Below are 20,047 nucleotides of genomic sequence, written 5' to 3'. Positions count from 1 at the left end.
AACCAGGCCCGCCGCCGCGCGCGGCGGGCGCCTTCGTCCTGCTTCTTCCCACGCGGAACTCGCACATGAGCGGCGCTGCACTGCTTGAAACGATTGGATTGTCGAAGACCTTCCCCGGTGTGAAGGCGCTGAACGCCGTCGATTTCCGCCTCTTTCCCGGCGAGATCCACACGCTGATGGGCCAGAACGGCGCCGGCAAATCGACGCTCATCAACCTTTTGACCGGCGTTCACGAGCACGACGCGGGCGAAATCCGCCTGGCCGGCGCGCCCGTCAGTTTCGCGACGCCGCTGGACGCCGAAGCTGCCGGCATCCGCACGCTGTATCAGGAAGTGAATCTGTGCACGAACCTTTCGGTCGCGGAGAACGTGTTCGCCGGGCGTCACCCGAAGCGGCGCGGCGCGATCGACTGGAAGACGATTCACGCGCGCGCCGAGGCCGCGCTCGCCGAGCTGAACGTTTCGCTCGACGTCACCAAGTCGCTCGATACCTATCCGATCGCCGTTCAGCAGATGGTGGCGATCGCGCGCGCGGTGTCGGTGGACGCGCGCGTGCTGATCCTCGACGAACCCACGTCCAGTCTCGACGACGGCGAAGTCGCGCGGCTCTTCACCGTGCTGCGCAAGCTGAAGCAGTCGGGCATCGCGATTCTGTTCGTCACGCATTTTCTCGAACAGACCTACGCCATTTCGGATCGCATCACGATCATGCGCAACGGCGAGCGCGAGGGCGAATATCTGGCGAAGGATCTGCCGGTCGAACTGCTTGTCGCGAAGATGGTCGGCCATGAACGGATGACCGAACGGCTGAAGCGCGCCGAATCGGAGCAGCCCGCGGAAAAATCGGCGGTGCCGCCGTTTCTCGAAATGCACGGCGTGGGGCGGCGCGGCCTGATGAATCCCGTCGATATCGACGTGCAGCCCGGCCAGATTCTCGGCCTCGCGGGTCTGCTCGGCTCCGGCCGCACGGAAACCGCGCGGCTTCTCTTCGGCGCCGAGCGTCCGGATGCCGGCACGATGACGATCGGCGGCAAGGACGCGCGGCTTCGTTCTCCGCGCGACGCAGTGCGCCACGGCATCGGTTATTGCCCGGAAGACCGCAAGAAGGAAGGGATCATCGCGGATCTGTCGATTCGCGAAAATATCATTCTCGCGTTGCAGGCGCGGCGCGGCTGGTGGCGGCCGATCCGCCGCGCGAAACAGCGCGAAATGGCCGACGACTGCATCAAGCAGCTCGGCATCAAGGCGCGCGACGCCGAACAGCCGATCGGCCTTCTGTCGGGCGGCAATCAGCAGAAGGCGCTGCTCGCGCGCTGGCTCGTGATCCAGCCGAAAATGCTGATCCTCGACGAACCCACGCGCGGCATCGACATCGGCGCCAAGTTCGAAATCATGGATCGCATGCTGGCGCTCTGCGCGAAGGGACTCGGCATTCTGTTCATCTCGTCGGAAGTGAGCGAAGTCGTGCGCGTGAGCCATCGGATCGCCGTGCTGCGCGACCGGCGCAAGGTCGCCGAAGTCGCGGGCAACGAGGCGTCGGAGGATCAGGTGTATCGACTCATTGCAGGAGAACAGCGATGAAACGGCTCGCAGCCCATCCGCTCGTTTGGCCGTGCGTGACGCTCGTGCTGCTCGTGCTGCTCGATCTCTCGCACAACCCGGCTTTCCTCTCGATTTCGGTCCTCGACGGCCATCTGTTCGGCGCGCCCATCGACATCCTGAACCGCGCGGCGCCGCTCGTGCTGGTGTCGCTCGGCATGACGCTCGTGATCGCGACACGCGGCATCGACATCTCCGTCGGCGCCGTGGTCGCGATTGCCGGGGCGGCTGCGGCCAGCATCCTCGCCGCCGATCCGTCGCAAATCGGCCTGGCGATCCTGGCCGCGCTCGCCGCCGGCTTGCTCGCCGGCATGTGGAACGGCTTGCTGGTCGCGATCGTTGGCATGCAGCCGATCATCGCGACGCTGATTCTGATGGTCGCCGGACGCGGCGTCGCGCAATTGCTGACGGGCGGTCAGATCATTCCGATCGGCGCGCGCGACTATCTCTTTCTCGGCGGCGGCTATCTCGCGCTGATCCCGTGCGCGATGTGGATCGCGGCGGCGGCCATCGCGGTGACGACGCTCCTCATGAACCGCACCGCGCTCGGACTTTTCATCCGCGCGATCGGCATCAATCCGGTCGCGACGCGGCTGGCCGGGCTGCGTTCGAGCGCGATCGTCTTCGGCGTGTACACGTTTTCCGGGCTGACGGCGGCGATCGCGGGCATCCTCGCCAGTTCGAACGTGCGCAGCGCCGACGGCAACAACGCCGGCCTGCTGCTCGAACTCGACGCGATTCTCGCCGTGACGCTCGGCGGCACATCGCTGCTCGGCGGCCGGTTCAGCCTCGCGGGCACGGTGCTCGGCGCGCTCATCATCCAGACGCTGACTTACACGACGTACTCCATCGGCGTGCCGCCCGAAGCGACGCTGGTCGTCAAGGCGGCGGTCGTGCTGATGGTGAGCGTGATCCAGTCGACGAGCGCGCGCGCGTTCATCGCACGGCAGGTGCGGCGCGCGTTCCCGGTCGCGGCGAAGAGAACATTGACGGAGGGCGCGCAATGAACAAGCTCATCGATCCGCGCACGCTGCCCATCGTCGTGACGATTGCGCTGTTCGCGGCGCTGCTCGCCTTCGGCTCCGTGATGTACACCGGATTCTTCTCGCTGCAAGTATTCGCCGGCCTTCTGATCGACAACGCGTTTTTGCTGATCGTCGCGATCGGCATGACGTTCGTGATCGTGTCGGGCGGGATCGATCTGTCGGTCGGCTCGGTCGTCGCGCTGACGACGATTCTTTGCGCGCTCTTCACCGAACGGTTCCACTGGCCCGTCTGGATCATCCTGCCGCTCGTGCTCGCGTTCGGCGCGCTGTATGGCGCGGCGATGGGCGCGCTGATCCACTTCTTCCGGCTGCAACCGTTCATCGTGACGCTGGCCGGCATGTTCCTCGCGCGCGGCGCGTGCTTTCTCATCACGACGCAGTCGATCACGATCAACGATCCGACGTTCCGCGCGCTCTCCGCGTTTCATCTCGACCTCGGCGGGGCGTCGCTGACGACGGGCGCGCTCGTCGCCATCGCGGTGCTCGCCGCCGCGGTGTTCGTCGCGCACTACACGCGCTTCGGGCGCAACGTCTACGCGATCGGCGGCAACGAGCGCTCGGCCGTGCTGATGGGCCTGCCGGTCGCGCGCACCAAAGTCGGCGTCTACGCGCTCTCGGGATTCTGCTCGGCGCTCGGCGGCGTCGTGTTCACGCTCTACGTGCTCTCGGGCTACGGCTTGCAGGGACAAGGCATGGAACTCGACGCCATCGCGGCCACCGTGATCGGCGGCACGCTTTTGACGGGCGGCGTAGGCTATGTCGTCGGCACGCTGTTCGGCGTCGGCATCCTCGGGACGATTCAGACGCTGATTACCTTCGACGGCACGCTCAGTTCGTGGTGGACGCGCATCGTGATCGGCGCGCTGCTCTGCGCGTTCTGTCTGTTGCAGCGGCTCATCGAACGTCACGCCGGGCGCCGCAGGTCGAACGGCACGTCGCTCGGCGAACGCGCGGAAACCACGCGAGCGCGCCGCGCGCCACTGTCGCCCGATGTCGAAAACAACGCCGCCGAATCGCTGACACCGAAAGAAAGCACCTGAAACTCCACCAAACGATAGACGGAACTCCGCATGTCCAGTGACGAAAAACGCCCTCTCCGCTCCGCCCGCTGGTTCGGCACGGCCGACAAGAACGGCTTCATGTACCGAAGCTGGATGAAAAACCAGGGCATCCCGGACCACGAGTTCCAGGGAAAGCCGATTATCGGCATCTGCAATACGTGGTCGGAACTCACGCCGTGCAACGCGCATTTCCGCAAGCTCGCCGAACACGTCAAGCGCGGCGTGTCGGAAGCCGGCGGCTTTCCGGTCGAGTTTCCGGTGTTCTCGAACGGCGAATCGAACCTGCGCCCGACCGCGATGTTCACGCGCAATCTCGCCAGCATGGACGTCGAGGAATCGATTCGCGGCAATCCCGTCGATGCCGTTGTGCTGCTGGTCGGCTGCGACAAGACGACGCCCGCCCTCCTGATGGGCGCGGCGAGTTGCGACGTGCCCGCGATCGTCGTGAGCGGCGGTCCGATGCTGAACGGCAAGCACAAGGGCCGCGACATCGGCTCGGGCACGGTCGTCTGGCAACTGAGCGAGCAGGTGAAGGCGGGCAAGATCACGTTGCACGAATTCATGTCGGCCGAAGCGGGCATGTCGCGCTCGGCGGGCACTTGCAACACGATGGGCACCGCCTCCACGATGGCGTGCATGGCCGAAGCGCTCGGCGTCACGCTGCCGCACAACGCTGCGATTCCTGCCGTCGACTCACGTCGCTACGTGCTCGCGCACATGTCGGGCATGCGGATCGTCGAGATGGCGCTGGAAGATTTGCGCCTTTCGAAACTGCTGACGCGCGAGGCGTTCGAGAACGCGATCCGCGTGAACGCGGCGATCGGCGGATCGACCAATGCGGCGATTCACCTGAAGGCGATTGCGGGGCGCATCGGCGTGAATCTCGAACTCGACGACTGGACGCGCATCGGCCGAGGCACGCCGACGCTCGTCGATCTTCAGCCGTCCGGGCGCTTCCTGATGGAGGAGTTTTATTACGCGGGCGGTTTGCCCGGCGTGATCCGGCGGCTCGGCGAGGCGGGTCTGATTCCGCATCCCGACGCGCTGACGGCGAACGGCCGGTCGCTCTGGGAAAACGTGAAGGAAGCGCCGATTCATGACGAAGAAGTGATTCGTCCGCTCGACAAGCCGCTCGTCGACGATGGCGGCCTGTGCATCGTGCGCGGCAATCTGGCGCCGAACGGCGCGGTGGTGAAGCCATCGGCGGCGACGCCTGCGCTTTTGAAGCATCGGGGGCGCGCGGTCGTGTTCGAGAACTTCGACGACTACAAGGCGCGCATCGCCGATCCTGATTTAGAAGTGGATGCCAGTTCCGTGCTCGTACTGAAGAATTGCGGACCGAAGGGTTATCCGGGGATGGCGGAAGTCGGCAACATGGGATTGCCGCCGAAGCTGCTTGCGCAAGGCGTGACGGACATGGTGCGGATCTCGGATGCTCGCATGAGCGGCACGGCTTACGGCACGGTGGTGCTGCACGTCGCGCCTGAAGCGCGCGCGGGCGGGCCGCTCGCGGTGGTCAGGGAGGGCGACTGGATCGAACTCGATTGTCTCGGCGGCACGGTGCATCTGGACGTGAGCGATGCCGAACTGAGCGCGCGTCTCGCCGACTGGGCGGAGTCGCAGACGGCCGTGCCCGAGGATGCGAGTGGGTATCGGAAGTTGTACGTCGAGCACGTGCTGCAAGCCGATCAGGGATGCGATTTCGACTTTCTCGTCGGGTGTCGGGGCGCCGACGTGCCGCGGCATTCGCATTGAGGGGTTTTGGTTTCGCGAGGTTTTGGTTTCGCGAGGTTTTGATGTTTCGGGACGTTTTTGGAGAACGTGCTTTCTTAGCGAGCTGTTAGCACCGCCCCTGTCCGGGGCGGGACTTATTCAGCAGACGGTGCCAGGACGTGACCGCAATCGCGGTACTGAGCGAAAATACCGCCTAAGCGTCGCCCTCCAAGGCCTTAGCGCCTTGGTTCGATTGACCACGGTGTCATCACATAGCGAACTGCTTGGCAAGGCTCTCATCCATCCGTCCTCACTTCGCGGACGAGAACCCCAACCAAAAACCGTCGGTTCACAATCGCAACCACGAAGATGTCCACGGTTGTTTGCGATTAGGTCGTCGTCGCCCCGGCTACAAGCGGCCCGTTAGATACTCGCTCAACGGGCAGGTACCGTCTCCATGACAATAATTCACAAAACTTAGGATTGCCAATCCTTGTGGCAAGACTATCCCGATGGTATAACGCGGAACGGACCTAAAAATGGTCCCGCATCGCGGCCTTCTTAACCTTTGCAGTCCTGATGCACCAGGCCGCGCCTCTCAAAATAACGGCAAGGAGGCCAGCCTATGGCGGACCTGCAAGGCGCACTGCGAGCCATACCGGGAAGGCAGGCGTATCACCTCGAGGTGCCCGGCACAGAGGCCGCAGCGGCGCTTTCGGTCGTGTCGTTCACGGCCACCGAAAAGATGGGCGAACCCAACGTCGTCCAAATCGAACTGACCCACCCGCATCAGCTACCGCGCGGCGATTATCTGAACCGTGACGCGGTTTTCAGCATCGAGGCCGACGACGGGACCGTGCGGCGCTTTTCCGGATTCATTGCACGCTTTTCAACGTTGCAGACCACGAAGGATTTCGTCAAATTCGAGATCGAGTTGAGGTCGCATCTGGCACGGCTGAAGGCCGTCACGCGCAACCGGATTTTTCAGCATGGTTCGACGCCGGACATTCTGAAGGCAATCCTGCAAGCTCATGACGTGCAGGACCATCAATTCCGGTTTCGACTGCGCCGATCGTATCCCCAGCACGCGTTTCGCATGCAACACGGGATGACGGACTTCGATTATGGGCACATGCTCCAGGAGAAATCCGGCGTGTATTCGTATGTGGTCGAGAACGAACACGGCGATGAGGTGGTTTATGGCGACGATATCGACCACTACATTTACGACCCGCAACTGGTGGTGCCGTACCGCGAAGCGGCGGGACTCGACGCGAACGGCGTCGAAGCCGTCACCTCACTGAAGACCCACACGAAGACGGTGCCGCAGTCGTTCACAGTCGCGGATTACAACCCGGATGCCGCCTGGGAGCGTTTCAGGGACGAAGCGAACATCGCGCCGCAAGACCCCACGACTTACGGTCGGCCGTATGTCTATGGCACGCATCACCTCGACCAGGCGGGCGCGCAGTGGGAGGCGCAGCTTCGGCACGAAGCGGCCATCGCCCGGCAGGTCGTGTACGAGGGCGAGAGCAACGTGCTCGCGTTGCAGTGCGCGCGCGTGTTCGAAACGGACATGGTATTGCCCGACGCGCCCAAGGGCATGGTCATCATCGAGATCACGCATCGCGGGGCGCGTGACAAGGCTTATTCCAATACCTTCAAGGCGATTCCCGCCGACCGGCGTTTCCGTCTGGAACTGGAGCCGGACAAATGGGCCAAGGTGAGCGGCACGCTCAGCGGTCGGATTTGCAGTCCGGACAGCTACACCTACTCGTACATCGACAAGGACGGGCGCTATATCGTCCGCTTCGATTCGGACTTCGAGACGTGGCCCAACGGCGGCGAGAGCGTACCGCTGCGCCTCGCGAAGCCGTTCGCGGGCAAGGGGCAAACCGGCATGCACTTCCCCGCGCTGGACAACGATGAAGCCGTGATTACCTGCCGCGATGGCGACCCGGACAAGCCTGAGATCAGTGGGTTCCATCATCACAGTCAGGCGCGTGACCTGGTGACGAACGACCGTCGCTGGCTGTCGCGCAACATGATACGCACGCAAAAGAATAACAAGATTCGCTTTGAGGATTGGGCAGGCCAGGAGGGCATCAAGCTCAGCACCGAGCATTCGGGCAAGTCGCAACTGAATCTCGGCTATCTGGTGAACAGCAAGCTCGAATACCGGGGCGAAGGCTTCGAGGCGAGAACATCGGGCTGGGGAGTGCTTCGCGCAGGCAAGGGCGTGATGGTCACGACCTACGACCGTCCCGGCGCGAGCGGCAAGCAACTGGACATGCAGGAAACCATCGCGCAGCTCGAAAGCGCATTGGCGACTGCGAAGGCGCTGGCGGCGTCCGCCAGCAGCGCAAAGGCCGAGCCAGCCGACACCGACGCGCAGCAGCAGATGAAGGATGGTTTAGACGGTTTAAAGAAGCCGGGGCTGTTGATGAGCACGCCTGCCTCGGCGGCCATCGTCGCAGGCGGAGGCGTGCAGCTTTCGGCGCAGGACAGCATCTCGACCGTAGCCGGAAAGAACGCCGACTGGAGTGTGCTGAAACGCTTCACGGTTGCAGCGGGCGAAAAGATATCGCTGTTCGCGCAGAAGCTCGGCATCAAGATTTTGCGGCCAAAGGCCCCGTCGAATTCCAGGCCCAGGACGGCCCGATGTCGTTCATCGCAGACAAGGACCTGAACGCCGCCAGCGTCAACGGCAAGGTCAATCTGTCTGCCGCGAAGGAAATCATTCTGGAGTGCGGTGGCGCGTTCATCCAGATGAAGGACGGCAGTATCACGCTCGGTGGTCCCGGCGATCTGTTCCTGAAGACCATTACGGTCCAAAAGAAGGGCAAGGCGTCGATGAATACACCGATGCCGTCCCTGCCACGCGGCGCGCCTGCCGTGACCGATCTGGAATTCCGGCGCATCTACCCCGACGGCTCGCCGGTCGCGGGATGCGGCTACGTGGCCTGGATCAATGGCCGCTCGCAGCGGGGCACGCTCGACGCCGAAGGCTACATGCGCCTGAGTGGCGTGCCTGCTGGCCCCGATGCGAAGGTTCGGTATCTCGATGACCCGAATTCGCACAGCAGCATCCATACGGTCACCGCAGACGATGACCTGAACGATGTGATGCAGCAGGCAACGCCGGGGACGAAGGCATGAGCATACTCGGAGAAGTGTGGGACGAAGCCGTGGGGGCGTACAACTGGCTGAAATCGCTGACGTTAGGGGAATTCGCGGAGGACCGGCCCACGAGCGTGATCGTTGCGGACATGCTGTTGGCCATGACAGTGCCGGGCGCGGTGGTCGTCACCAGCGCGCGCGATCTGGCAGCGGTGTCCCTGCGGCTCGGCAGGCGGTACGAAGGCGTATCGACCGGTGCGCAGAATGCCGCCCATCCCGAATGGCAGGAATGGGTGATCCTGATCGCTTCCGCGTTGGGCGTATTTGGTCCGGTGATCTGTGCGGCGGTGGGTTCGCTGGTTGGCGCAATAGTCGGTGATGAAGCCGCAGCGGTGATCCGCGCGGTGTGTCTGCTGCTCATCGAAAGGGGCGGCAAAGTGCTGGAAAAGGTGGTGGGTTTTCTGTCGCGCTTCACGAAGGGCAACATCGTCAAGCTGCTGGAGAAGATTCACTTCGCCGCCTACGGCGACGCGCTGCTGAAGAAGCTGATGGAATTTTTTCAGGGCATGCAGGCGCTTATCACGAAGGTCAAAGGGCTGCTCAGCAAGGTCGAGTACATTGGTCGGGCGCGGGCGCTGCTGGTGGAACTGGAGCGCATGGAGAAGGCGTTCTACGCGGTACAAGTGAATTGCGCGAAGGAGATACCGCAGGCGCTGGCGAAGCTGGACGAGGCGTTACAGAAGCTGCTGAACGACAAGCTGCCGCCAACTTACCATCCGGCCTATGCGGGTGTCCCGGCCCCGAAGGCCGAGGTGGTGAAGCCGCCGAAGGTGCGCGTGAGTTCGGGTATCGGCGAGCCGCCGAAGCAGCTGCCCATGAAGCGTGACGGTGTTGAGGGTGCCGGCAGCGCTGGTGGCGGCAAGTTGCCCGAGCCGCAGGAGCCGGTGCCGGGCAGCAGCAACGTGCATCGCGACGACGTGGCAAAGATGAGCCGCGCCGAGAAGGGTATCTTTGGCGAGAAGGTCAGCGACGATTTCATGACGGGCCGGGGCTACAAGTCCGAACTGTCGGCGGATCGGCAGATGCGTTTGCTGGAACAGCAGCCGACGGGCCGGGGTATTGACGGCGTGTACATGAACGGTAAGCCGCCCCCGCCATACGTGATTACCGAGACGAAGTTCAGGACGGGCGGCAATTTCGATGCTGACGATTTGCGACGTACTCGGGGTTCAAAGGGGTACCCTGCTGCAAAACAGATGAGCGATGACTGGATTGTTCCGAGACTACGCCAAGCAGTAGGTGAAGAAAAAGCTAGGGCGATAACAAAGACGGATTATGAGCGATGGCTGATGGTCGTTGACGAATCTGGCGAAGTTACAGGCATTACGAAACTAGATGAAAATGCAGCCGCACTGCTGGGCGCAAACGGGAAGCCGGTTACAGTACCTGTTAAATAGATTGGGAACTTGAAGGAATTAGATATGAATGAATCGTTTGAACAAAGGCGTCGGGAGCCTTTATTACAGGAGCTGTTCTATCAGAAATCGGTTAGCTTTAAAGAGAAGGAATTAGCTGACCCAGAAGTCGCTGCCATGCTGGTAGATTCATCCGTTGATAAAGCGCGGCGAAAGCGAAATAGCTGGTGGTGTGCCTTTAATACGCTTGAGTTGCTGATTCAACGCTATTCAGGTGGCGATTCATTAAATAGCCTCGTTGCATACGGTACACGAGCGTTTTCTCAATTTCAACGGCACTATGCAGCATTTCCGGATGCGAAGCTTAAGTTATGGGAACCTGATGCGTGTCAGTACGTTATGTGGCTGCTGTCGCTGGCGGTACTACTTGGCCAGAAGGAATGGGTGCCGACCATAGCAACGTGGATCAGCGCCAATCCCGAGGATGGCCAGGACGTGCTGGTGAGTCGCTTGTTTGCTCGCCTCGGCGTGTCGCTGCCTGGTGAATCGCTGATCCACGAGAAGCCCTACACCGACCTGCTGCGTGCCACCGAGACGCACGGCGAGGCGCAGCAGCAGGCGCTGGCTGCCTACCTGAAACGCTGGTACGGCGGCATGAAGAATTGCTATTGGTACGACAATCATAAGCATCTCGATAGCGGTTTTTTCGGTTACTGGTCATTCGAGGCCGGGTTGGTGACGCTGCTCTGGAACATCGACGACAGCAGCTATCGCGACATGCGCTTCTACCCAAAGGACCTAGTGGACTTCGCGCGCGAACAGGCGAAGGCTCCGCAGGGCGAAGTGCAGAAGCCGCATATCTCGCGCAAGACCGGCGAGCGCTGCCCGTATGCCGGACGCTGGGGCGTGCTCGAATCGCCGGGGGCGTTCGTTCAGGAGCGCATGTTCAAGGAGGGCGATATCTTCCCTGAAGGCATCGGCCGCGACCGCAGCGAAGGACCGGTGACGTGGATCGTGATGGGCCGTGAGGACGGTGGTCCTACCCGCGAAGCGTAAGCAAATGATTCTTGGCGGCGGCTGGAAATGGCCGCCATCTTTCATCGGCTCAGTGCGGGAGGACTTACGCCGCCCACGCTTGCATTATTGCGGCTTGCGCTCGTGACGCCGGTCAATTCGCCGTGGCTGAAGGGCATCTTTGGCGAGAAGGTGAGCGACGATTTCATGACGGGCCGGGGCTACAAGTCCGAACTGTCGGCGGATCGGCAGATGCGTTTGCTGGAACAGCAGCCGACGGGCCGGGGTATTGACGGCGTGTACCGGAAACCGCCCAAGTCGGACCCTCCGCCGTATGTGGTGACGGAGACGAAGTTCAGGGCGGACGGTAAGGTCAAAGGTTTGCCGACCACCAAGGGTTCAAAGGGGTATCCTTCGGCCAAACAAATGAGCACCAGATGGATCACTGATCGACTGCCAGATGCTGTTGGTCAAGTTCAGGCTCGTAACATACTGAAGGAAAAGTATGAAAGTTGGCTAATGGTCGTTGACGAAACGGGTGCGGTCGTTGACATTACAAAATTGGATAAAGCTGGTAATGCACTGCTTGATGATGCCGGGAAACCGATCAAGGTTTCTGTGCAGCCAGAGACTATTAATTAGTTTCATATCAGTTAAATTGCGAGATATTCGTGAATCAATCCTTTGATGAAGTGAAGCGCGAACCGTTACTTCCTGAGCATTACTATCGGGAGACGCTAAAGTTCTATGAGGACGGTTTGGTTGACCCGGAAATCGATGCGATCTTGGCGTCTCCAGACGAGGAGTTTGACCACAAGATTCAGTTGTTGTGGAGTCGAGTCGGTGATGCTCTGAAAATTTTGATTGTGCGCTACTCCGCGGGTGAAGGTGTTCAATCTCTTAGAGCCGATGCGGTCAGAGCGTTTGAATACTTTAAGAAATATGATCAGTTTAGTAAGGACAAGTTCAAGCTTTGGGAGCCGGACGCCTATCAGTACGTTATGTGGCTGCTGTCGTTGGCGGTGCTGCTGGGACTGAAAGAATGGGTGCCAACCATTGCAACGTGGATCAGCACCGATCCCGATGACGGACAGGACCTGCTGGTGAATCGCCTGTTTGGCCGCTTGGGCGTGTCGTTGTCTGGTGAATCGTTGATCCACGAGAAGCCGTACTCTGACTTGCTGCGCGCAACAGAGGCGCAAGGTGAGGCACAGCAAAAGGCGATGGCCAGTTACCTGAAGTGTTGGTACGGCGGCATGAAGGATTGCTACTGGCATGACCGTCATAAGCGTCTTGAGGCGGGATTTTTCGGCTACTGGTCATTCGAGGCCGGGCTGGTGACGCTGCTCTGGAACATCGACGACAGCAGCTATCGCGACATGCGTTTCTACCCAAAGGACCTGGTGGACTTCGCGCGCGAACAGGCGAAGGCTCCGCAGGGCGAAGTGCAGAAGCCGCATATCTCGCGCAAGACCGGCGAGCGCTGCCCGTATGCCGGACGCTGGGGCGTGCTCGAATCGCCGGGCGCGTTCGTCCAGGAGCGCATGTTCAAGGAGGGCGATATCTTCCCTGAAGGCATCGGCCGCGACCGCAGCGAAGGCCCTGTGACGTGGATCGTGATGGGCCGTGAGGATGGCGGACCGACTCGCGAAGCGTAAGCAGATGATTCTTGGCGGCGGCTGAACTTGCCGCCATCCTTCATTAGCTCAGTGCGGAAAGACATACGCAGCCCAAGCTTTCATCATCTGGCGGCGTTGTTCCAGCCGATCCATGCGGATAGGCTACAACCTTGTTCGCGACGGTATTCAAGCCCCACCCGAAAGACTCTGTTCGGATGTTCGTAGCGGAAATCGAACGGTTTCTCGCGATGTTCTACCCCATCGTTAAGTCTCCCCAGCAGCAGTCCGCTGCTGACGCACGATGACGACGATTTCCCGTACATCAAGCGCCAGCAAGTCAAACGGGCTCCATCCCATGCGCAAGCTTGGCCGACTCGGCCGAGTCCGACGCAAGAAACGCGAGCAACGCCCCAGCCGCGTCCGGCAGCGATGACGCCGTACAGATCGCAGCCGCAAAAACCGTCATCACCTGAATCGCGGGCGGCAGCGCGCCGACCACCTCGATGCCCGGCAGGTGCATCAGTTCGCTCATCTGCTGGAATCCGAGTTCCACTTCGCCGCGCGCGATGAGCGCGCCGACCGGCACGCCAGGCGGCGCCTGCACGATGCGCGGCGCGATGGTCCCGGCGATGCCCCAGCGCTCGAAGAGCCGCGTGAGATGTGCGCCGCTCGGCCCGGTCGAATAGCCGATGCTACGGGCGGCCAGAATGGCGTCACGCACGGCCGCTTCCGATCCGATCTCCGGCCGCGCCGCGCCCGCAGCCACGGCAACCGCGACACCCGAACGTGCCAGATCGACGCAACTATCGGCATCGACGCGACCGGCCGCCGCGAGCCGCGCGATCACGTCCGCCGCGAGCACGACGATGTCGAACGGCTCGCCGTCCTGAACGCGCGCAAGCGCCGCGACGCCGCCCACCGACTCGACGACGACCCGCTGTCCCGAGCGCCGCTCGTATTGCTCGACGAGGTCGGCCAGCACGAGACGCGTCGCCATCGAAGAGATGCCTGTAATCATGGTCCGAAGCCGCTCAGTCGATATAGCGCAGACCGGCCTCGCGCAACGGCTCGCGCATGCTGTACATGTCGAGGCCGAGCACGCCGGAAGCCAGCTTCGCGCGCTTCTCGCCTTCGTTCGCCTCGCGCGCGAGCGCCTTGTCGAGCACGTTCTGCGCCACAGCCGCCGGCACCACGACCACGCCGTCATCGTCCGCGACGACGACATCGCCCGGATTCACCAGCGCGCCCGCGCAAACCACCGGAATGTTTACCGAGCCGAGCGTCGCCTTGACCGTGCCCTTCGCGGAGACAGCACGGCTCCACACCGGAAATTGCATCTCGCCCAGCACGCGCACGTCGCGCACGCCGCCGTCGATGATGAGCCCGCGCGCGCCGCGCGCCTTGAAACTTGTCGCGAGCAGATCGCCGAAGTAGCCGTCGGTGCAGTCGGTCGTGACCGCCGCCACGACGACGTCGCCCGGCTGGATCTGTTCCGCCGCGACATGCAGCATCCAGTTGTCGCCCGGCTGCAGCAAGACCGTCACGGCGGTGCCGCTCGCCTGCGTGCCGGCATGGATCGGCCGCATGTAGGGCTTCATCAGGCCGACGCGGCCGAGCGCTTCGTGGACCGTCGCGGTTCCGAGCGCGCCGAGTTTCGCGGCGACGTCGCCCTCCGCGCGTCGAATGTTGCGATACACCACTCCGAGTTCGTACATGATCAACGTCCCTTGGTTTTCAGCGCGGCATCCAGACGCGGGTAGACGCGTCGCGCATTGCCTTCGTAAATCTTGAACCGCTCTTCCGCATCGATGTGAGCGGCGTCGATGTAGCGCTTGGTATCGTCGAAATAGTGGCCCGTTTCCGGATCGATGCCCCGCACGGCGCCGATCATCTCGCTTGCAAACAGGATGTTGTCCACGGGAATCACGCGCGTAAGCAGATCGACGCCCGGCTGGTGGTAGACGCAGGTATCGAAGAAGACGTTGTTGAGCAGATGATCCTTCAGCAACGGCTTCTTCATCTCCTGCGCGAGGCCACGAAAGCGTCCCCAGTGATACGGCACCGCGCCGCCGCCATGCGGAATCACGAAGCGCAGCGCCGGGAAATCGCGGAACAGGTCGGAGGTGAGGCACTGCATGAAGGCGGTCGTGTCCGCGTTCAGATAATGCGCGCCGGTCGTGTGAAAGCAGGCGTTGCAGCTCGTGCTCACGTGGATCATGGCGGGGATGTCGTACTCGACCATCTTCTCGTAGACCGGATACCAGTAGCGGTCCGAGAGCGGCGGGCTGGTCCAGTGGCCGCCCGACGGGTCCGGGTTCAGGTTGATCGCCACGTTGCCGTACTGCTCGACGCATTTGACGAGTTCGGGGATGCAGCTCGCCGTATCGACGCCCGGGCTTTGCGGCAGCATCGCGGCCGGAATGAAGTGATCGGGAAACAGCTGGCTCACGCGAAAACACAGCTCGTTGCAGATCGCGGCCCACGTGCTCGACACCTCGAAATCGCCGACGTGATGCGCCATGAAGCTCGCACGCGGACTGAAGATCGTGAGGTCGAGACCGCGCTCGCGCATCAGCTTCAACTGGTTGCTTTCGATCGACTCGCGCAGCTCGTCGTCGCTGATGTGCAGTTCCGATACCTTCGGCCGCTCGGACGGATTGCCGATCGCCGCGATCTGGCGGTTGCGCCATGTTTCCAGCGCTTTCGGTGCGGTCGTGTAGTGGCCGTGAATGTCGATGATCATCGTCTTTCCCAAAACTGATTCGATTGCCGGCGCGCGGTCTTCACGCGCGCCAGCGCTTCTAGTGCGCCGTGTTCGGCTGCGGCGCCGCTTCACTGGCGTTCGTGCGCTGGGCCAGCAGGATCGCGATGGCGGCGAGCGTCGCGGGTACGGCCAGCATCGCCAGGATCGCGCCGAACTGCCAGCCGAGGCCGAGCAGCGCGCCGCCGATCGCGGAGCCGAAGATGCTGCCGAAGCGTCCCATGCCGAGCATCCAGCTGACGCCGGTGGCGCGCGCCACGGTCGGGTAGCGGCTCGGCGCGAACGCGTTCAGGCCGGTTTGCGCGCCGCTCATGCAGAAACCCGCGGCGAACACGAGCAGCGTGAGCGACGACGACATCGCGCCGATATATCCCAGCCCGAGCACGCACAGACCGCCGCCGAGATACGCCGCGCTGATGACGGGCGCCGGCCGGACCTTGTCCATCATGAAGCCGACCAAAATCGCGCCGACCGTGCCGCCGACCTGGAACATCGCCGTCACGTTGGCCGCCGAGGTCACGGTCAGTCCGGCGTCCTTCATGAGCGTCGGCAACCAACCGGTCAGCAGGTAAATCACGAGCAGGCCCATGAAGTACGTGATCCAGAGCGCCGCCGTCATCAGGCCGTAGCCTTGCGAGAACAGCACACCGATCGGCTTGCGGGTGGGCAGCGGCGGTTCGCTGGAGACGAAGACTTCGTCGCCCTGGAAGCGCGCGCCGCAGACCCGGCCCAGCACCGCGCCGATCCGGGAGGCGGGTGCGCCGCGCACCGCCAGAAGACGCGCGGACTCCGGCAGCAGCCACATTTGCAGCGGGATCAGCACGAGCGGCAGCGCGCCGCCGAAGATCAGGACCGAGCGCCAGCCGTGCACCGGAATCAGCCAGCCGGCCGCGAACCCGATCAACGCCGAACCGAGATTGAAGCCCGTGAACATGATCGTGATCATCAGCGCGCGCTTGCGCTGGGGCGCGTATTCGGAGAGGAGCGTCGTCGTGTTGGGCATCGCGGCGCCGAGACCGATGCCGGTCAAGAGGCGCAGCGCGGCCATCGACATCGGCGTGGTGGTGAACGCGGTCGCGATCGTGAAGATGCCGAAGAGGAACACCGACGTGATCAGCACCCACTTGCGGCCGATGCGGTCCGAAGCCGGCCCTGCCGCCAGCGCCCCGATCACGAGGCCGATCGGCGCCGCGCTCATCACCAGACCGAATGCGGGACGCGAAATCCCCCAGTCGTGAATGATCGACGGTGCGACGAATCCCATGATGGCGACGTCCATGCCGTCGGCGGTCACGATGAGGAAACACAGCGCCACCAGCAGCCACTGGTAAGGCGAAATCGGGCGCTCGTCGATAAAGCCCTTGATGTCAATCATTTTCCCGCTTGCCATTGTTGTCTCCACATTGCCTATGATTTTCTGGCTCGGCCGCAAAGGTCAGTTCTTGCCCTTTTCCGCGCCTTCCCAGTCGAGCTTGCCGGCGCTCTTGCCCGCCACAGAGTAGAGCGCGCCCGGCGCATTGCGCGTGCGCTGGAACTCTTCCAGTGTTTGGCCGCGCATCGCGGCATAGATGTGCAGATTCGACACGCCGGTGACCGCGCCGAGCTTTTCGAGCATGAAGAAGATGACGCCGTAATGCAGCAGCGCGCGCCAGTCGCGGCGGCGGATCATGTCGCGCTCTTCCTCGCTGAGGCTCGCGGCTTCGAAGCTCGTTTCCGGGTCGCGCATGAACGCCTCGCGATGCGCCGGCTCGACCATGCGATGCAGGTAGTCGTTGATCCGGTACGCGCGCACGGCGGTTTCGATCGAGAACGGATATGTGCCTTCGAGCTTCTCGACATCGGTCAGCTGAATCGCCATGCGCTGCCGATGACGCTCGACGATGGCCGGCTTCGTCTCGCTGTCCTCGCCTTCGTAGATGGCCGTCGCGATGCCCGCCATCGACGGCAGGTAGTAGCTGCGGTGCCTGCACACGACGTTGTTCGACAGCGCGCCGCGCATCGTCAGCCACATCACGACTTCCGCGCCTTCGTACCCGCCGAGTTCCGCGTATTCGGCGATGGTCATGTCGGCGAGTTGCTCGGGATCGCGTTCGAACAGGTCGAGAAAGCGCTGGTCCCACGGCGTGTTGTTGAAGCCCGCCCGTTCGCCATGCACCTGGTGCGAGAGGCCGCCGGTCGCGAGCACCGCGACCTTGATGTCCTCGGGATAGCTTTCGATGGCGCGGCGCAGCGCCTGTCCGAGCTTGTAGAAGCGGCGCGCGCTCGGAATCGGCAGTTGCAGCACGCCCATTTGCAGCGGCACGAGCTTCACGGGCCACTCCGGCTTGTGCGGAATGAGCATCGACAGCGGCGAGAAACAGCCGTGATCGAGCGGCTTGTTCTGGAAGAACGACATGTCGAATTCATCGGTCATCAGCGACGTGCCGATGTGCGCGGCCAGCGCCGGATGTCCCTTGATCGACGGCAGGTCGCGCGCGCCGCCGCCTTCGTCCGCGACGTGCCATTCCGGTCCGACGCCCAGCGTGAACGCCGAGTAGTGGTCGAAGAAGAACGACGTGACGTGATCGTTGTAGATGGTGAGAATCACGTCCGGTTTCTTGTCGGCGAGCCAGTCGGCGACGGGCGCGAAGTTCTCGAAGATCGGCGCCCAGACGGGGTCGTCGCGCTTGTTCTTGTCGAAAGCAAAACCGATGGTGGGCGTATGCGAGGCGGCAATGCCTCCGATGATGCGTGCCATGCTTGTACTCCTTCAAAACTCGTTTGAACCGGGCTTCGACGCTTTGCAGGTCTTTCGGTCGATCCGGCCGGCCGCTACTGTGAATCGCGACGATAAGAGAAAGCGTCCGCCTGTCGACAGCCGGTGTAAACCAGATGTCCGCCGCGCCTGCGACGCTGTGCGATCCCCTTTCCCGCTCTCCGGTCCCCGCTGGATGCGGCTCGGCCCCGGATCATCGCTATTACGTCTGACATAAACAAATTAGATGGATCGGGAAAGGAGTCGCAAGACGGGTGGAAGGACCATGCTGCGCGTCAAACCCTGGCGTCCGCCATTTGCGCGTGCTTTCTTCTTTTCGGCGATGATGGCGCGTGCTCGTCGAGCGGCGTCTCATCAGGCGCGTCGAGGCCGGTTCTCGGCGCGCCCTCTTCTCCAACCCTTCTCAGATTTCCCAAACATGATGAAAGCCCACGCATATGCAGCGCAATCGGCGGAGTCGCCGCTTGCGCCCTTCTCGGTCGAGCGTCGCGACGTCAAGGAACACGACGTGCGCATCGACATCCTCTATTGCGGCGTGTGTCATTCCGACCTGCATATGGCCCGCAACGAATGGGGCGCGACTCACTACCCGCTCGTGCCTGGACACGAGATCGTCGGCCGGGTGTCGGAGGTCGGCTCCGAAGTGACGAAGTTCAAGGTGGGGCAACTCGCGGGCGTCGGATGCATGGTCGATTCGTGCCGGACCTGTGCCGCCTGCAAGGAAGGCCTCGAACAGTATTGCGAAGGCCCCGAAAGCTTCATCCAAACGTACAACTCGCCCGACAAGCACTCGGGCGGCGTAACGTTCGGCGGCTATTCGACATCGGTCGTCGTCGACGAGGCTTTCACGCTGTCGATTCCGGAAAACCTCGAACTCGCCGCCGTCGCGCCGCTCTTGTGCGCGGGCATCACGACTTACTCGCCGCTCAAGCACTGGAACGTGCAAAAGGGGCAGAAGGTCGGCATCGTCGGGCTGGGTGGCCTCGGGCACATGGGCGTGAAAATCGCGGCGGCGCTCGGCGCGCATGTCGTTCTGTTCACCACGTCGCCGGGCAAGATCGAGGATGGCAAACGCCTCGGCGCGCATGAAGTCGTGATCTCGAAAGATCCCGCTCAGATGGCCGCTCACGCGAACAGCTTCGACTTCATCCTGAACACGGTGGCCGCTTCCCACGATCTCGATCAGTTCATCGCGCTGCTCAAGCGCGATGGCACGATGACCCTCGTCGGCGCTCCCGAACATCCTCACCCTTCGCCGTCTGTGATGAGCATGATCTTCAAGCGGCGCTCGCTCGCGGGATCGCTGATCGGCGGCATTGCGGAAACGCAGGAAATGCTCGACTTCTGCGGCAAGCACGGCATCACGTCCGACATCGAAATGATCCGCATGGATCAGATCAACGAAGCGTATGAACGCATGCTCAAGAGCGATGTGAAGTATCGCTTCGTCATCGACATGGCGTCGCTTGCCGGCTAAGGCAATCCGCTCGCGAGGCGCGCTCGGTAAGGCGCCTCGCTTCCTCTTTTCAGACCACGTTGATGACGACGTCGATGTTGCCGCGCGTCGCCTTCGAATACGGGCAGGTCTGGTGCGCGGCGTCCGCCAGCGCGCGGGCGACTTCGCGATCCACGCCCGGCAGGCTCACGTTCAAGCGAGCTTGAAGGAAGTAGGCGCCATCGGTCGTACCGAGATCGACTTCGGCGTCGACGGCCGTATCGGCGGGAAGGGGCAGCTTCATCTTCGCGGCCGCCAGCCCCATCGCGCCGATGAAACACGCGGACCAGCCGGCCGCTAACATTTGCTCGGGATTCGTGCCGCTGCCCTTCGAGCCGGGCGCCGAGAGCTTGACGTCGAGGTGTCCGTCCGAACTGCGGGCGGCGCCATCGCGGCCGCCGGTGGTGTGCGTCTTGCCGGTGTACAGCACTTTGTCGATCTGGGTCATGA

General features: G+C 62.6%; 15 protein-coding genes and 1 pseudogene. 10 read left to right on the top strand and 6 right to left on the bottom strand.

Going from position 1 to position 20,047, the window contains the following annotated elements; all coding sequences use genetic code 11:
• Window positions 1-65: 65 nt before the first annotated feature.
• From QCE48_RS27450 to QCE48_RS27410, 9 genes and pseudogenes are all read left to right on the top strand, one after another.
• A complete protein-coding gene (locus QCE48_RS27450) occupies window positions 66-1,580 on the top strand; it encodes a sugar ABC transporter ATP-binding protein (protein WP_309783709.1) in 1,515 nt (504 codons plus the stop codon).
• Window positions 1,577-2,605 (top strand): ABC transporter permease, encoded by a 1,029-nt coding sequence (locus QCE48_RS27445; protein WP_309783708.1) that lies wholly within the window; start codon window positions 1,577-1,579, stop codon window positions 2,603-2,605. The genes QCE48_RS27450 and QCE48_RS27445 overlap by 4 nt, the downstream gene beginning before the upstream one ends.
• The gene (yjfF, locus tag QCE48_RS27440; RefSeq protein WP_309783707.1) at window positions 2,602-3,684 is read left to right on the top strand and encodes a galactofuranose ABC transporter, permease protein YjfF; all 1,083 of its coding nucleotides are present in this window, start codon (window positions 2,602-2,604) and stop codon (window positions 3,682-3,684) included. Before QCE48_RS27445 ends, yjfF begins: the two co-directional genes overlap by 4 nt.
• Window positions 3,685-3,714: 30 nt before the next feature.
• Entirely contained in the window at window positions 3,715-5,460 is a 1,746-nt protein-coding gene (locus QCE48_RS27435) for an IlvD/Edd family dehydratase (protein WP_309783705.1), read from the top strand.
• 583 nt (window positions 5,461-6,043) lie between these two features.
• A pseudogene (locus QCE48_RS27430) lies at window positions 6,044-8,577 on the top strand (type VI secretion system Vgr family protein).
• Complete coding sequence (locus QCE48_RS27425) at window positions 8,574-9,995, top strand: hypothetical protein (RefSeq protein WP_309783704.1); 1,422 nt, start codon at window positions 8,574-8,576, stop codon at window positions 9,993-9,995. Before QCE48_RS27430 ends, QCE48_RS27425 begins: the two are co-directional and overlap by 4 nt.
• A 24-nt stretch (window positions 9,996-10,019) precedes the next feature.
• Window positions 10,020-11,009: a PoNe immunity protein domain-containing protein gene (locus QCE48_RS27420; protein WP_309783702.1), complete on the top strand. Its 990-nt coding sequence runs from the start codon at window positions 10,020-10,022 to the stop codon at window positions 11,007-11,009.
• 27 nt (window positions 11,010-11,036) lie between these two features.
• The gene (locus tag QCE48_RS27415) at window positions 11,037-11,609 is read left to right on the top strand and encodes a hypothetical protein (RefSeq protein ID WP_309783701.1); all 573 of its coding nucleotides are present in this window, start codon (window positions 11,037-11,039) and stop codon (window positions 11,607-11,609) included.
• 29 nt (window positions 11,610-11,638) lie between these two features.
• Entirely contained in the window at window positions 11,639-12,625 is a 987-nt protein-coding gene (locus QCE48_RS27410) for a PoNe immunity protein domain-containing protein (RefSeq protein ID WP_309783699.1), read from the top strand.
• A gap of 298 nt (window positions 12,626-12,923) precedes the next feature.
• Here the strand turns inward: QCE48_RS27410 and QCE48_RS27405 are convergent, their stop codons facing one another.
• Genes QCE48_RS27405 through QCE48_RS27385 form a run of 5 tightly spaced genes read right to left on the bottom strand, consistent with a single transcriptional unit; the run spans window position 12,924 to window position 18,084 of the window.
• The gene (locus QCE48_RS27405; RefSeq protein WP_309783696.1) at window positions 12,924-13,604 is read right to left on the bottom strand and encodes a substrate-binding domain-containing protein; all 681 of its coding nucleotides are present in this window, start codon (window positions 13,602-13,604) and stop codon (window positions 12,924-12,926) included.
• A 13-nt stretch (window positions 13,605-13,617) separates the two neighbouring features.
• The gene (ligK, locus tag QCE48_RS27400; RefSeq protein ID WP_309783695.1) at window positions 13,618-14,301 is read right to left on the bottom strand and encodes a 4-carboxy-4-hydroxy-2-oxoadipate aldolase/oxaloacetate decarboxylase; all 684 of its coding nucleotides are present in this window, start codon (window positions 14,299-14,301) and stop codon (window positions 13,618-13,620) included.
• Between the two features lie 2 nt (window positions 14,302-14,303).
• Window positions 14,304-15,329, bottom strand: a complete 1,026-nt coding sequence (locus QCE48_RS27395) for an amidohydrolase family protein (protein ID WP_309783693.1) — start codon at window positions 15,327-15,329, stop codon at window positions 14,304-14,306.
• Between the two features lie 58 nt (window positions 15,330-15,387).
• Window positions 15,388-16,737, bottom strand: a complete 1,350-nt coding sequence (locus QCE48_RS27390; protein ID WP_309783692.1) for an aromatic acid/H+ symport family MFS transporter — start codon at window positions 16,735-16,737, stop codon at window positions 15,388-15,390.
• A 45-nt stretch (window positions 16,738-16,782) separates the two neighbouring features.
• Window positions 16,783-18,084: a gallate dioxygenase gene (locus QCE48_RS27385; RefSeq protein ID WP_309783690.1), complete on the bottom strand. Its 1,302-nt coding sequence runs from the start codon at window positions 18,082-18,084 to the stop codon at window positions 16,783-16,785.
• Window positions 18,085-18,520: 436 nt separating this feature from the next.
• Here QCE48_RS27385 and QCE48_RS27380 point away from each other — a divergent pair, with 436 nt between their 5' ends.
• Window positions 18,521-19,579, top strand: a complete 1,059-nt coding sequence (locus QCE48_RS27380) for an NAD(P)-dependent alcohol dehydrogenase (protein ID WP_309783688.1) — start codon at window positions 18,521-18,523, stop codon at window positions 19,577-19,579.
• 49 nt (window positions 19,580-19,628) lie between these two features.
• Here the strand turns inward: QCE48_RS27380 and QCE48_RS27375 are convergent, their stop codons facing one another.
• Window positions 19,629-20,045 (bottom strand): organic hydroperoxide resistance protein, encoded by a 417-nt coding sequence (locus QCE48_RS27375; RefSeq protein WP_309783686.1) that lies wholly within the window; start codon window positions 20,043-20,045, stop codon window positions 19,629-19,631.
• Window positions 20,046-20,047: the final 2 nt, after the last annotated feature.

This window comes from Caballeronia sp. LZ024 (assembly GCF_031451455.1).
GTDB lineage: Bacteria > Pseudomonadota > Gammaproteobacteria > Burkholderiales > Burkholderiaceae > Caballeronia > Caballeronia telluris.
Note: the sequence above shows the minus strand (reverse complement) of the source record. Positions and strands in the feature narration are given on the sequence as shown.